General features: G+C 44.8%; 21 protein-coding genes. 18 read left to right on the forward strand and 3 right to left on the reverse strand.

What is annotated here, in order from left to right:
• Positions 1 to 9: 9 nt before the first annotated feature.
• Positions 10 to 1071 (forward strand): DUF6765 family protein, encoded by a 1062-nt coding sequence (locus tag NO992_RS11605; RefSeq protein WP_253105804.1) that lies wholly within the window; start codon positions 10 to 12, stop codon positions 1069 to 1071.
• A gap of 43 nt (positions 1072 to 1114) precedes the next feature.
• Here the strand turns inward: NO992_RS11605 and NO992_RS11610 are convergent, their stop codons facing one another.
• The 3 genes from NO992_RS11610 to NO992_RS11620 all read right to left on the reverse strand — a co-directional run bounded on the left by NO992_RS11610 (position 1115) and on the right by NO992_RS11620 (position 4165).
• Positions 1115 to 1861, reverse strand: a complete 747-nt coding sequence (locus NO992_RS11610; RefSeq protein ID WP_253105805.1) for a hypothetical protein — start codon at positions 1859 to 1861, stop codon at positions 1115 to 1117.
• Between the two features lie 548 nt (positions 1862 to 2409).
• Positions 2410 to 3594 (reverse strand): tyrosine-type recombinase/integrase, encoded by a 1185-nt coding sequence (locus tag NO992_RS11615; protein ID WP_371377260.1) that lies wholly within the window; start codon positions 3592 to 3594, stop codon positions 2410 to 2412.
• On the reverse strand, positions 3587 to 4165 hold the full coding sequence (locus NO992_RS11620) for a helix-turn-helix domain-containing protein (RefSeq protein ID WP_371377263.1): 579 nt from the start codon (positions 4163 to 4165) through the stop codon (positions 3587 to 3589). Before NO992_RS11620 ends, NO992_RS11615 begins: the two co-directional genes overlap by 8 nt.
• Positions 4166 to 4341: 176 nt before the next feature.
• Between NO992_RS11620 and NO992_RS11625 the strand changes: the two genes are divergently transcribed.
• From NO992_RS11625 to NO992_RS11705, 17 genes are all read left to right on the forward strand, one after another.
• Positions 4342 to 4587: a hypothetical protein gene (locus tag NO992_RS11625; RefSeq protein ID WP_371377266.1), complete on the forward strand. Its 246-nt coding sequence runs from the start codon at positions 4342 to 4344 to the stop codon at positions 4585 to 4587.
• 2 nt (positions 4588 to 4589) lie between these two features.
• Complete coding sequence (locus NO992_RS11630) at positions 4590 to 4826, forward strand: hypothetical protein (protein WP_371377269.1); 237 nt, start codon at positions 4590 to 4592, stop codon at positions 4824 to 4826.
• A complete protein-coding gene (locus NO992_RS11635) occupies positions 4823 to 5026 on the forward strand; it encodes a hypothetical protein (RefSeq protein WP_371377272.1) in 204 nt (67 codons plus the stop codon). The genes NO992_RS11630 and NO992_RS11635 overlap by 4 nt, the downstream gene beginning before the upstream one ends.
• Positions 5023 to 5277, forward strand: a complete 255-nt coding sequence (locus tag NO992_RS11640; RefSeq protein ID WP_371377275.1) for a hypothetical protein — start codon at positions 5023 to 5025, stop codon at positions 5275 to 5277. Before NO992_RS11635 ends, NO992_RS11640 begins: the two co-directional genes overlap by 4 nt.
• A complete protein-coding gene (locus NO992_RS11645) occupies positions 5258 to 7342 on the forward strand; it encodes a hypothetical protein (protein ID WP_371377278.1) in 2085 nt (694 codons plus the stop codon). Before NO992_RS11640 ends, NO992_RS11645 begins: the two co-directional genes overlap by 20 nt.
• On the forward strand, positions 7335 to 7538 hold the full coding sequence (locus NO992_RS11650) for a hypothetical protein (protein WP_371377281.1): 204 nt from the start codon (positions 7335 to 7337) through the stop codon (positions 7536 to 7538). The genes NO992_RS11645 and NO992_RS11650 overlap by 8 nt, the downstream gene beginning before the upstream one ends.
• Before the next feature lie 2 nt (positions 7539 to 7540).
• Positions 7541 to 7723 (forward strand): hypothetical protein, encoded by a 183-nt coding sequence (locus tag NO992_RS11655; protein WP_371377284.1) that lies wholly within the window; start codon positions 7541 to 7543, stop codon positions 7721 to 7723.
• Entirely contained in the window at positions 7707 to 8168 is a 462-nt protein-coding gene (locus NO992_RS11660) for a hypothetical protein (protein ID WP_371377287.1), read from the forward strand. Before NO992_RS11655 ends, NO992_RS11660 begins: the two co-directional genes overlap by 17 nt.
• The gene (locus tag NO992_RS11665) at positions 8077 to 8541 is read left to right on the forward strand and encodes a hypothetical protein (RefSeq protein ID WP_371377290.1); all 465 of its coding nucleotides are present in this window, start codon (positions 8077 to 8079) and stop codon (positions 8539 to 8541) included. The genes NO992_RS11660 and NO992_RS11665 overlap by 92 nt, the downstream gene beginning before the upstream one ends.
• Positions 8531 to 9319 (forward strand): hypothetical protein, encoded by a 789-nt coding sequence (locus tag NO992_RS11670; RefSeq protein ID WP_371377293.1) that lies wholly within the window; start codon positions 8531 to 8533, stop codon positions 9317 to 9319. The genes NO992_RS11665 and NO992_RS11670 overlap by 11 nt, the downstream gene beginning before the upstream one ends.
• Before the next feature lie 244 nt (positions 9320 to 9563).
• Entirely contained in the window at positions 9564 to 10394 is an 831-nt protein-coding gene (locus tag NO992_RS11675) for a major capsid protein P2 (RefSeq protein WP_371377296.1), read from the forward strand.
• Between the two features lie 9 nt (positions 10395 to 10403).
• Entirely contained in the window at positions 10404 to 10727 is a 324-nt protein-coding gene (locus NO992_RS11680) for a hypothetical protein (RefSeq protein ID WP_371377299.1), read from the forward strand.
• Positions 10728 to 10850: 123 nt separating this feature from the next.
• Positions 10851 to 11069: a hypothetical protein gene (locus tag NO992_RS11685; protein ID WP_245008193.1), complete on the forward strand. Its 219-nt coding sequence runs from the start codon at positions 10851 to 10853 to the stop codon at positions 11067 to 11069.
• A 7-nt stretch (positions 11070 to 11076) separates the two neighbouring features.
• A complete protein-coding gene (locus NO992_RS11690; protein WP_371377303.1) occupies positions 11077 to 11886 on the forward strand; it encodes a hypothetical protein in 810 nt (269 codons plus the stop codon).
• Positions 11886 to 12866, forward strand: coding sequence for a hypothetical protein (locus tag NO992_RS11695; RefSeq protein WP_371377306.1), 981 nt, complete (start codon positions 11886 to 11888; stop codon positions 12864 to 12866). The genes NO992_RS11690 and NO992_RS11695 overlap by 1 nt, the downstream gene beginning before the upstream one ends.
• Before the next feature lie 53 nt (positions 12867 to 12919).
• Entirely contained in the window at positions 12920 to 13324 is a 405-nt protein-coding gene (locus NO992_RS11700) for a virion protein (RefSeq protein ID WP_340548402.1), read from the forward strand.
• Positions 13317 to 13697, forward strand: a complete 381-nt coding sequence (locus NO992_RS11705) for a hypothetical protein (protein WP_371377309.1) — start codon at positions 13317 to 13319, stop codon at positions 13695 to 13697. Before NO992_RS11700 ends, NO992_RS11705 begins: the two co-directional genes overlap by 8 nt.
• Positions 13698 to 13700: the final 3 nt, after the last annotated feature.

Consider the following 13700-nt stretch of genomic DNA (forward strand, 5'->3'; position numbering starts at 1 on the left):
CAACGAAAAATGCAAATTGATTTACATCATGGCATGACATGGGTGGTCGCACGCGCGGCGGGATTCACTGACCAAGAGGCTGAAATTATTGCTCACGCGGCACAATACGTTGATGATGCAACAAACTATGGTCACATCAAGTTTGATAACGGTGCTGCTTACGAGCGCATCGCAACTGCCCATAAGATGCTCGATTATAAAAACCTAGACAGCTTAAAGAACATGAAAGTGTGGGTACCTTTTCATTTCCTACCGGGTAATGGCGGTTTACCTGCTGGGCAAAATCCGTCAGGCACCTTTATTCAAAAGCTAGTGTGTAAGCCACATTCCCATGTAGCAAAAGATATGGTCGCTGAGTGTATTGCAGATAAGCATAGGCCTTATGGACTGCACCGTCTTGGTATTACCTCTCATGTCTTTATTGATACTTGGGGGCATCAGGGATTTGCTGGAATACAGCATAAAGTTAATGAAGTGACTGAAATAACGGACTTGAATGGTGAACCAGAAGAGACTTGGCGCGAGCGAATAAGCGAGTACTTTTCTGATGTTTTTCAAGATGATATTCCAAGTTTAGGACATGGGCAGGCGCTTTCCCACCCTGATCAGCCTCATCAGCAGTGGAGTTACATCAACGGATTGGGCGAGAAAGTGGTGCGAGATAATCCAAGCGATTTTCTGGTCGCAGCCGATGAGCTCTGTAAAGTCTATCAAGACTATCGAGGCGAGGCTACAAGGGGCTTGAGTGAGTCATTAAAGCAAGAAATAGCGCAGTGCTTTGCTGAATTTGATATGGATGATGGTGAAGAACGTCATCAACTGTGGCTTGACGCCATTGAAGCTAACCGGTTTGGACTTGGAAGTTATACCCTAACTTACATTGCAAAAGGTGAGGGGTCTTGGAAACACCAAGCGCTAGGTACAACCCGTGCTAAAGGTGACGACGATAGCTATTCATTTCGCAGTGAATTCTTAACTTCTAACTGGAAGTATTTTCACGATGCAGCCAAAAAGCATCGCCTCTGTGTCATTGATGATATTTTGCCCAAATACGGAATTTGTGTGAGCTAAGCTTCAGTAAAGTAAGTGCAGCTAGGCTGCACTATTTTTGTGTTTAAAATAGCTCGGAAGAAAGCTCACGGGATTGCGAGTTTTGATTTATATGCCAAGTTTCGACAAGGCGAGTTGTACCACCCGAGTTTTTACAAATTAATTCTGTCACCAGCACTTTATAAAAACCACTGTATTTAGCCTCACCGACAACATTCAAGACATCACTATAAAATCCACCATGATGTCTTTCATTGAAAAATTCTGGGTTACCACTGACATAATTGGCTTTGCGGCACTGGCCTTGGTGCGAGTTGTTATTAATATTAATCAAGCCGGTATATTGAACATCCGCAAAATACCCTGGGCCATTGCTCGGCGTTTGCCAATCAGCCACTGTGATTTCACTGTGCCATACAATGGCGGGAGCCTTGGGTATCTTGTGATATACAATCGCCTCTTCACCTGAGGGCAAGGTGCAGCTGAGTTTAACCGACTTTTCTGTCAGCTTATGCTCCGCAGGTAGTGGGCCAGAAATAAAGGGCGCGTTGAATGTGAGAGGAGCAATCAAATCGCCGGTTTGTGTATTAACCACTTCAAATTGATGGCACTCATCCGCCGCTAAGCCGCCTGTGAGCGCATTAAAGTACTCAGTTGTGCCTGCACGAGCTGAGATAAAATCAACAGGTGCGCCCTGATACTGCGAATGATCTCCCGCACCATCCTGATCATAAAATACCTGAGTAGCCAAAACAGAAGTGGAACTACAAGCCAATGCCATAGCAAGTAGTCGAGTGTTGAATGTAACCATAGTCTTTCCTTTACAGTTGTGTTTGTTTTTTATTCAGTCTCAATATAAGGTAACTGTAACTTCATGCAACTTTTTGATTTTTCTGGTTTTGGCAACTATCTAATTACTGCAACCGCTATCTGGAGTGGTACGTGATGTGGATATAAATACTTAGAGTTTTGCCAGCACTAGATGAATGGAGTTCAAGTGGGTAGAGGTTCGAGTCATCAGGCGCTCTAGTTACTAGGTTTCAATATTTTGTTATGTGGATTGACTGTTGTATTTGTACCGTTTTTTTTGGGTTGAAGCTGTGCAACTTTAAAATTTAGGGCTAAGGAGTTATGGAGCCAATATCTTTATAGTTTGCAATCAAATAGGCTTTTGAATATTGATTTCAGTAGTACGTTAAGAAGAGTACAAAAGACGTAAGGTAAGAAAAATGGTGGCCCCACCTGGACTCGAACCAGGGACCTAACGATTATGAGTAAAAAGTGATGTGGTAATAAAGTGTATAAAAATCAGTGTCTTGATTTTTGTGCTTTCCAGTTTTGACACTGTTTTGACACTTCTTATATTTTTGGTATTGCATCAACGGCGTTACGCTGTTTAACAGTACGGCTATTGTGATACATAATTGTTGTTTGAATATCATCGTGATCTGCAAGCTCTTGAACGTCTTTTATATTAGCTCCATTATTTAGCAAGTATGTAATCATGGTCGCACGCATCCCCCAGTGAAAAGGCTTTAGCTTAGGTAAATTACACTCTTTGCATATTTTAGATGCGTATTTGCTAGGTCCTGATCTATCTGCATACCAAGGCTGTCCTTTACCATTATCCAAAAAGTAAACTTCTCGCTTGTTTCGACTCTTTAAATCCTGTTTCAAGAAGTTGTAGAGTTCATCATTGATTGGCTTTATGGGGTGCTTGAGCTTCTTGTTGACGAAACTACGATCAGGGTTGCTTGAAATTCGGATTACACGTTTTTCCATATCAATCCACTCTAACTTCATTGCATCAATAGCCCCTATTCTCATCAGTGAATTTGTAGCCATATAAAACGCACGCTGCATATTTCGCAGGTTTAATATTTCCCTTTCCCTGACCTCATCTTCTAGGCGTTTTGTGATGTGAGCTTTTAATATTCTTAAATGCTCAATGTCGTAAGTTTCCATGTCTTTTTTTGGTTTGGCTGGCTTCTTCAGCTTAATTTGTTTGTGAAATAGTTCATTGTCATACGCCCACGTAATAAAAATCTGCAATTGGCGCATGTGGTAATTTTGTGTAGCTGCTGCAAGCTTTTTGCCTCGGTGAGTCGCTTGGTCTTGCAAGTATTCTAAAAATCGGATGTTATGGGAGCGCTCAAATTGCTTGAGAGGGTGATCTGGAATAGCTTTTCTATAATAATCTATCGTGCTTTTGTAGCTGTTGTATGTTCTAGAGTTTTTGAGGGACTTTACTTCGCTGAGCCACATATTAGCTGCTGCAAGAAAAGACATTTCTGCTCGTTGCTTCTTTTGCTCATTGATTGCTTGCTCTTCTAACTTTGCTTTGTTTTTTATTTCCCAGCTTACTTGCTCATATAACTCAACGAGCCTCTGAGTTTTACTTGTCTGATCTAAGTGAGCTATATCTGTTAGTTTGCAAAGAGTTCTTCTTACACCTTTTCTACCAGCTTGCCAGCCGCCTGATGGTGGGAACTGACCGACCCAAACACCTCGCTTTTCGTCCTTGATGAAGAGTTTTCTAGCCATTGACGTTACCACACGACCAAATGACTTCACCTAATATATTTACTGTGTTATCTAACTGCTGTGATATCTTTTCGTTTGATATTGATGCGCCATCGCTATTTAATTGCAGTTTAACTATCGCCCGTTGTGCGGCTATTTCAACAACAAAAACGCCCTCTTGATTCTCGCTTTTAGTATCAATAACAACAATATCACCTCTTCTTAGCATTAGAGTTGAGTCATCGTTAGTCGCTCGGTCGAACACAATTTTATCATTAAGCTTTGGTAATAATGTTTTATCAATGTCTAGTGTTTCATTGCCAGTAATATGCTTGAGAGTGCTTTTCTTGGTATAAATATCTCCTTCACCAGTGACTAACCAGTGAATATTGATGCCTGTAAATTGCGTTAATTTGCGTAAAACTGCGGCGCTTGGTTCTGAACCTTTTCTGTAAGCACTAAATGTTGATTGGCTCAACTCTAATGCTTTATAGGCTTCTTTGGCTGTCATCGTCCCATTAATATCAATTTTTTTTCTACTTTCTTGAAATGCAAAATCCAGCCTATCGGATTGATTTTTATAAGATTCCATTATTTTTCCTGCCAAAAATGCTGAACGCATGATTAAAAAAGCGCTTGATTGAATCGAAATATCGATCTAGGATTCGATTTATCGATCTTTTGCTGTGAAAAAGAGCGTAAAACAGCGCAAATGATTAATAAATCATTAAAGCAGAAACAGGGTATTTACTCAATAACGGAGTGACTATGAGCTTTGATATTAGACAGGACTCGCTAGTTAGTAAAAGAGAGTTTATTCGTGCAGCTGGTGTATCTAGACCAACACTCAATAAAAAGCTAGGTGAAGATCCAGACTCGCCAAAACCTAAGAAAACCCCACTAGGGGAAATGTATCTGGCATCTGATATCAATAAATGGTTATCACGTTATGAACCATCTATGAGAAATAGTTGCCCAATCCAAATGGCTGCTTCTCAAGCTGTGGTAGGTTGAAAATGAGCCAGTACATAGTCGAAGTAGATCAGCTAATTGACCCAAACGAAAACCCCGAACACTGGCAGCGTCAGGCTAGAAAAATTCGTGAAATCTTCAACGAAGCGAAAACCAGATTTTCGAACCCAATGCCAAAAGTACAACCAAAGCAAGATGTAGCCATCCCACGCATTGACGGAGATAGTCAGTTACACGGTTTGGCACATGCTCGCATTTTGGCAAATAGGGGCTGGCTATGACACGCACTGAATTTGTAAACGATACCGCGCAGCTCAATGCGTATTCAAACAACCGCAGCCAACCAAACGAGGCAGACTTTGCCTTTGCAGAAATTGTTACCCAACAACACGAAGAAGCACGCGCCGCCAGCGGCCGTGTTGACGGTATTTGGTTAGCCGCACCAGTTAACACCTGTTACGTAGAGGAAATTGAAGCATGAAATCCCTAGATGAAATCATTGATGAACGTGTCGCGCAAATTGAGTCTGTTTTAGATCAATGCTTTAAAAACAATAAAACACTAAGTAGCGCTGAGCGAGACTTTATTCAAAACGATATTGCTTGCTTGGAGGATATTTGCTTCAAAAAAGCTTCAGAGCTAAGAGCCAACCTAAGCGGGATAGAGGTTGTTGATTCTACTTTTGTGAACATCATGGGAACGCCACCAAGCCATGAAAAACCAAGTAACTGATTCCGAATTATACGAAGCAATTCAAAGCGCCCAATCTGGCGCTTTTTTTCGTGACTCAATTCCAGACGTCTCTGAAACGGAGGTCGAAAATTCGATAACGTGGCAGGAGTACGTTGAGTCATTTGCTCGATCTAATCGCGAAGCGCAAGCCCCGCAGGGGATTGAAAAAGCTAGGCTTGTCATAAGGTGCAAAAGTCCGACATCCGATTTAAGAAAGCCTCAAATGTCCAAAAGAGAGGCCGCACAGCACCACAAAGCGCAGCAATTAGAGCGTTTATACACTGACGCAGCTTTAAAACTCAGCCCTGAGAAGCGCGCAGAGTGGCTAGGTATCAAAGGTGATGAATGTCTGGACATAGAAACTGGTGAAGTTCGCCCGAAATTTGTTGCTGAAGTTGAAAAAAATCACTTCGAATCGCCAGTTGTGGGCAAAATTGAGCGTGAGGCTAATCCAAAATCAAACAAAAAGCCGAAAATCCTCAAGCCACACTATCAAAATAATCGTGCGCACTTCCAAACTCGCAATTGGTGTGATGGTTATCGCATCGTTTGCACGCAAATGACGACAACCAGTGACGCACCGGACGCAAACACGGGTGATAGGTTAACCACAGAATTAACCAGTCGAGCGCGTGGAAAAATTATCGACAGTGGCCTTTACATGGCGGCTGTTAAAGGCGGCTTTACTGCATTTACCACGGTCACATTAGACGAAAAAGCACGCTGGCGCATGGATAACGACCATTATCGCAAGGTTGCTAAGCGTAAGGCTGGACAAAAGCTAGCTGCTATTTACTCATCAACAGGTGAACTACTGCACGATGAGGTGACAACTGACGGAGAGTATACCGCCGTTGAATTTGAGCGTTCGACCATAGGGCAAGAGCTGAGCCCATTTTTAGACCTCGTGGGCAAAATGCACAAACGGGGTTGGACTGCATCGGGCAGAATATCAAAAACACCATCCGCCAAAAAATACTCATGGGGCAAAGTTGAGTGTATTGGCCGTTCTGACCGTCTTTATCCGTGGGGTAAAGTGTCGTCGGTTGGAGCGAAAGGCCGTGTGCATACTGATCTGATGCACAACAATGAACGTGTTTACCCGTGGGGCATTGTGGAGTGCATTGAGCAATGCGAAGCGCGTGCTCTCACGAATGATGATATGGAAATTTGCAAAATCGAATGCGAGCAAGATCCAAGCAAGCGCCCTGTTTTTGATTACATTTGGGTAGCGGAAGCACCACCCCGAATACATGAAACGCGTGATTATCCGTGGGGCGAAGTTTCGTCAGTCGGACATCAAAACTATCATGCTCATTTGTTGATGAGATGGAACGTTGAGCCTGTTTATTTTCATGAGTGGGCGGCATTAATTGAAGAAAAGTGGGGGCAGGGGTTTGTCACTATTGAGCGTATTAAAAATGCGACAGCGGCTGCTAAATACCTACTAAAAGCGCTTGGTTATATGACCAAAGGCGGTGACGGTTCGCAAGGTGAGATACGTGGCAACCGCTACAATATTTCAAAGTATGCCCGTGCTGAAGCATGGGAGAATTGCGCCACGCATGAAAGCCAACACATGTACGGGCTAATTCAGGAATATATGCAGGGACTCGAAAAGCAGAGGCTAAGGAAGGCCAAAGCTGAAAAGCGCCTGAAGTCAACAATTGGCTTTGCTGAAAAGATGAAAGCCGTCAACAAAAAAGACCCAACCGAAAAACGTGATCAGCTGCTCAAAAAGCTGGAATCCCAAATTGCTGCAATGACTGAAAAAGTGCAGTCAATGGCAACTGACCTAAACGGCAACTTTGCCCGTGGTGGCGTTGCTAAGTTCTCCAACGACTCAAAATTTCTAGACTTCATTAACTGGGCGATTGGCGTTCGTGGTTGGCGCTTGCGCACTGTGTTTGGGTTAGATGACGACCAGCAACATCGCAAAGAGCAAAGGCAAGAAGAAAATACAGTGACTAACTTGCTGGTTAAGGCGCAGCAAGTAGTTGATGAGTCCATTGAATCGGTTGTGAATTTCTACAGTAGATACGAGAGGGTTATTGAATATGCGTGATAAGTGGAAGTTAGCTGGCGCTACAGCGCTCCTTATTTTTGCGGGCTTTGGAGCGTTAAAAGACCATATTTTTGATGGGATGTTGGAAGAGTGTATCAACGGCGGTTTAGAGCAATCGGGCATCAAAATTACATGCAAAGTTGAGCGCGTGGAGTGGGTGAAAAAATATGAGCATTGGGAATCTGAGGAGAATTAAAAGTGCAGAAAAAAATCGTAAAAATCGCTGGGAAAATTAATGAGGCGAAACGGCTACCAGCCATTCAGGTAGGTAAAAAAATTAGACTGGCAGAGGCCGCGCTTGATGACACGGTGTCGCTAATGTCAGAAATGGCGAGCCGAATAGAAATGTTAGAGGGGATGCAAGATGGCGAAATCGACTAACGAGGAATTAGGCGTTATTGAGTGCGATGGCTGCGGCACGTTCGCCAGTATCAAGCGCCGAAAAAACGGCAAAAAACTCTTTTACTTGCACTGTTCCAATTGCGGAATGGACCAAAGAAGCGGGGACTATGTTCAAGCGAAATGGGCGAAAGCGGTAAATAAACAATCCCAGCAACCGCAAGCTTTGCAGAGCGAAAATAGCGAAATGCAAACGCAGGTGGTTTTACACAATCCCGCACCTGATGAATGGGTGCCACAAACAGAACAAATTAGCGAACTAGGAGCGAAAGAGCATGCAGAATCAAGCGAACGATTTACCGCAGGAACTACAGAAAACGGCGATAGCGACGGCGATGGAGGATTTAACTTTTGGGGGTGGCTCGCAATCGGCGCAATCGGAGTTGCAGCAATCGCCACAGGTGGACGAATACAGCCATCTAGATAAATTCACGGCTGTTCAGGATGAGCAAGTGGGCGAAGTTGCTGAATCGGAAGAAATGACCGAAAGCGATATTAGTGAGCTGGCTGGGTATGGCGTTTCTTCGCTGGCTGACTTTATCGAGTCCACCATTGAAGCGCCAGTAACCATTGATAACGACACTCGAGAGGTGATTGCAGAAAAAGCCGCGCCTGTGGTGCGTAAATACTGCAAGGGCGGGATGCCCTCTTGGATGGTGAAATGGAAAGAAGAAATCGAACTCGGCCTTGTTCTTGGCACTGCTGCGATTTCGGTCTTTAAGCAAATTAAGGCATACGAAAAAGAAAACACCAAGAGCGAATTAAATAGCGAAAATACGGAGGTTGTTAGTGGCCATTAACTCTAACAATGCTTTAAAAGCAAAGCATGTATGTTATTTGGCGGGAACTGGCGGCGGTAAAACTACCGCCGTTAAGTTGCTGAATATGGTGGGTGATCAGTGCGCGATTTTCGATTTGTACGGCGATTATAAGTACGATGGGCGCAAGAAAGGGCATTTCAATGGTTTGGGTGGCCGTGCGGTGTATCACTACACAAACCGCAAGCAATTTGCTCAAGCGTTTGTGGAAGCGTGGCGTTCGGGTAAAAAGTTTGTGGTGGCCTATAGTCCAGAGTTTCCGAAATCACTAAAAGGTGATCAGCTTAAAAAAGCCAAGCAAGCCGAGCTTTACTGGTTTGGTCAGCTCATGTGGGAAGCGGCGGACGGTAACCGAGAATTGCACGTTGTGATTGAGGAACTGGCCAAGCTTAGCGACACCGCTGGCAAAGACGATTCCATCATTGGTGAAATGGCAACGGGTGGGCGAAAATTCGGTGTGGTTTTGCACACTGTATTTCAGCGTTCGCAGGAAGTGCCCAAAACCATCTGGAACAATTCGCCACGTAAAGTGATCGGGGCGCAGGAAGCGCAAGCGGATGCAAAGCGGGTTTCCGTAGAATTGGATGCTGACCTACAAGACATTTACCTGATCAGCAAACTCAATGCCCTCTATGAGGATGAGCGGCTTTATTATTTGGTAAAAAGTAAGGGGGGAATAGGGAATACTGAGCCAAAAGTAATCCACCTGAAAACAGGCAAAGCCGAAAATCTGACATTTGACCAGCTCCGAGCTGCTTAAAAAACACCCCAAAAGAGCGAAAATTTCGCTCTTTTCGCTATAGGGGGAGCGAAAACCGTTTCCCTCAAGAGCGAAACGCCTGATTTATTACTTAGCGATTTTAAAACCAAACAAGGTAATCATCGCATGTTAAATAAATCTACTCTGACATCCGTGGGTGTCACTCTTGGCGTTTTAGCCATCCTTAGCAACGTTCGCGCCTTGCGTTCAATTAAACGCATTATCATCAAGTAAGGGTCGAGCGATGTTTGATATTTCTAAACTAAACAAAATCACAAACGTTGTGAAAGGTGGCACTGCGTCACTGTCATTACCAATCAACTCAACCTACGAAAAGCTGCATTTTAAATTGGCGGGTTGTACTCCGTCACAACTGCGCAACGTTCGCCTAGAGCTAGATGGCCGAATGCTGTGTGAATACGAGTCCATGCAGGACTTAGTTGACGAAAACAACTATTTCAAACGCCCACAAAAAGCGGGATTTTTGACGTGGCATTTCTCACGTCCAGAAGTGAAGAGCCCTATCAATAGTGACCTGTCTGTACAGCGCTTTTTTGCGTTGGGTACGGTTGGATTGGCTACGGTACAAATCAAGTTCGACATTGATTCGGCGGCCAAAAACCCAGCAGATGAAGCGGAAGCGCTTGACGTTTCGGTGTACTGCGAAAAAGACATTGGTACTGCACCTGGTTGGTTGTATAAGCGCCGTTCGTTCCGCCACTCATTTTCCCAAGGCATCAACGAAGTTGACAACATCCCTAAACCCGTTGGCGCTTACATTTCACTGATTGAAATCCGCAAGGCTGGCGTGGCGAGTGCTGAGTTCCTAGTGGACAACGTTAAATGGCGTGAGCACATTCCAAAGGAACTACATAACCACATCATTGAGCAACGTGGCCGCGCGCCGCTCGCCAATGTTCACAGTATCGACCTTGCAATGTCGGGCGATGTGTTTAGTGCGCTGAAGCTGACACCAAACATATTTGATATGCGTCTGCGTGTTGACTGTGAAACCGAGGGCGCTGCCGAGGTCATCGTTCACTACTTTGCCGATTACGCATCAAATTCATTCTAAGGGGGCGTTATGTCTGGATATGCAGAGCGGCCGCCAACCATGCAGCATCAAGGCGGTTGGCAAACTGCCATTGGTAGTGCGCTAGGTGATGCACTGGCCGCATGGGGTCAGGTGGAGCAAATCAAAGCTGTGCGCAACTCACAAGGTGCGCAGCAGCACGATAAAAAATCAACCGTTGAGTTAGATAACGGCGCGGCGGTTGTGGTTGATGCTCCAAAAAAATCAGCAAACGCAACCAGTGAAACACTGGTGTTTGGTGTACCACAAAAACACCTGCTTTACGGCTTTGGTGGTTTGTTGGTGTTGGGCGTTGTTTTGAAAATGATTAAGTAAGGAATGAGTGATGAATGGTAAGAATCTAAAAGCGTTCGCGTATGGCGTGGCAATTGCGGCAGTGGGCGCAATCGTTGCTGAAGTTGGCCGAGATTTGTATCGCAAGTACAAAGCGGGTCAGTAATGTTTAGCATGTTGGGGGGCGCTGGCCCCGCAATGCCAGCGATGGGGGGTATGCCGGGATTAGGGCCAATTGATGGTTCTAGTTCCGCCGCTACGGGTGACCAAAAGCAGCATATCGGTTTTAACGCGTCAGGTGTCAGTTTTGGGAATGATAACCAAGGCCAGTTAATTGTCATTGGTCTAGTTGTTTTAGGCGCTTTGTATCTGATGAAAAAGTGAGGTTTAAATGGGTTTATTTAGCTCAAAGTCTCGCAGTACGAGCAACCAGACCACAAACAACACAAGCACTAATTTCGGCATTCAAGGCGATAACAACGGCTTTATCACCAACGGTGACGGCAACACATACAACATTCAACAAACCGACTATGGATTAGTCGGCGCGCTGGAATCTATCGGCGGCAACATGGCCGACGCGCAGATTGCGGGTTTTGATTTTGCACGTGATGCGGCAACGGGCGCGCAAAACATGGCGCTGGATATGACCAGCGGCGCATTCGACTTTACGTCAAACGTCAATCGTGACTCACTAGACAATATGTATGGTTTGGCTACGGATAGCTTGGAGTTTGGCCGCGGTGCAATGGACAGCATGGCAGGGCTAGCAACCGATAGCATTGATGCGCAAAGTTCATTGGCACGCGATGCAATCGCTGAAAACGGGGAGCTAGCAAACTCGTTAATGGGTTATACGTCTGAGGCAAACGCACGTTTATCTGATCTGGCAATGTACTCAGTGGACGCCGCCGACAACTCTAACGCCAGAATGTCTGATGTTGCCGTGTACTCAATGGACAACGCATCAAATCTCGCGAGGGACTTGGGGGCGCAGTTTATGGATTCAACTAGTGCGGCTCAAGAAACCTTTAATGACCAAACGCTATTAGCGCATAAGCAAGCGCTGCAGTTCGCTAATGATGCGAGTCGGTCTGATGGTCAGCAACTAGCAATCAACACCAATAAAACAATGATGTATGTTTTTTTGGGGTTGGGTGGTATGGCTATCGCAATGATGGTGTTAACAAGGGGTAAGTAATGATTTATCAAACACATACAGATAAATTTGGGTTTATCGAAATAAACATGGAAGGGCGTTTCTTTCATGTATTAAAAGCGACTCAAGACACTTATGTTAAGTTGATGAACAAAGGTCACAACGTACTCGCAACCCATATATGGCAAGGGATGAGTGTAAACAGTGTTAAATATGACCGAATAGAAATCACAGCACCGAATCAAGAGATAATTGTTTGGGTGGGTGATATGCCATTTGATTTTAAGGAAGTATCAAATAGGCAGAGGACGCTGAGAGGGCAAGAAAAAATCATCGGCAATGGTATACAAACGCTGCTTGATGATGACCCTAGCCGCATCATCGCCCGTGTCGAAATGGATTCGGAGTTTTGGCTCGGTGGCGAAGACTTAAAGGTCATTAACGGTGTCGTACAAAATGGACGCCGTTATAGAGCGGGGCAAGAGATTAACATCGAGGTTTATGGGCAGGTCAATTGCTGGATAACTGATGATGCAAAAGCGCCTTTGATGACTGAGCAAATGCGTGCTGGTGAAGTTAAGTGGGAATATGGTAAGTCTTGGAATCGCTCGGAACTAATGGCAGCTAATATCCCGTATGTTGATATCTATATACCACCTCGCATGAATGGTGTGCCATTTGCCATTGAGGCAGAGATTGAGGTGCTAGACGAACCGACACGAGGAAGCTATAGCCCCAAAATATTCATCACAGAAGCAGGGCCAGACACAGAAAAACTCATTCCACTTCACTGGATAAGCGGCGGCCATGCAATGGAGATTGGTGACAAAAGAGTCCTCTATACGGGAAGTGAAAAAGTGTTTTCGTCAGGCTTTCATCGCGTATTCCTTACAGATGAGGGAGCAGGTGGGGAGGGTTATGTGACAGGTACGCAATCATGGTTTTCATTCAATCGCTTATCAACGAATAATGCCATATTTGCAATTGGTGGCACTGCTCAAATCACGACGGAGCATAACTAATGAAGCTCAGCGCATATATGGCGCTGAGCGCTCTTGTTTTATTGGGGTATCTAATGACTACTAAAGAATCATCGCGTGGCGTTCGCAATAATAACCCGCTAAATATTGAGGCGGGTGAGGATTGGGTGGGTCTCGCGGGAACTGATGGGCGCTTTGCTGTATTTGAAACCGCAAAGCATGGGTTACGTGCTGCGGGGCGCATCTTGCGGACTTATGCGAATAAGTACGGTATTAGGTCGATAAATACGATTGTATCAAGATGGGCTCCGCCGAGTGAGAATGACACGGCAGGGTATATTAAGTTTGTGTCAGAAAAGGCAGGGGTTGAACCATCTAAACCGCTGTCATCTGACGAATATACGCGAGTCATTGCGGCAATGATACACATGGAAAATGGTGAGCAACCCTATTCACTGGATGAAATTAGAGAGGGTTTCGAGTGGGGGTTTTATGGGTAACTTTTTATCAAAAAACCTGAGCCTATTGCTCACCATTGGCGGTATTTACTACATCTACAAATACATTGATAGTGGCTCAAAATCATTCACCGAGCCGCTTGGGAACTTGCTCGCCAAGTTTCAATTTGAACTCAACGGCTCGCACGACATTGAACGTTCGTGGGCAGGGTTCTTTTTAGACCCTGATAAACTGGATGACTCACTCAAAGTCAAAGACTCACTTTGGATTTCAGCCATAAAAGGACTAAATCCTCTGCATGCTGATCTGCTGCATGAGATTTTTGATGCTGATTGGCGTTTAAAACCGTTGTACAGGCCATTAATTGGCGGTGAGGTCTCACCTCAGTCAATTGCAACAATTAACAAGAGGTAGGGC

The organism is Pseudoalteromonas sp. DY56-GL79 (assembly GCF_041414765.1).
GTDB lineage: Bacteria > Pseudomonadota > Gammaproteobacteria > Enterobacterales > Alteromonadaceae > Pseudoalteromonas > Pseudoalteromonas piscicida.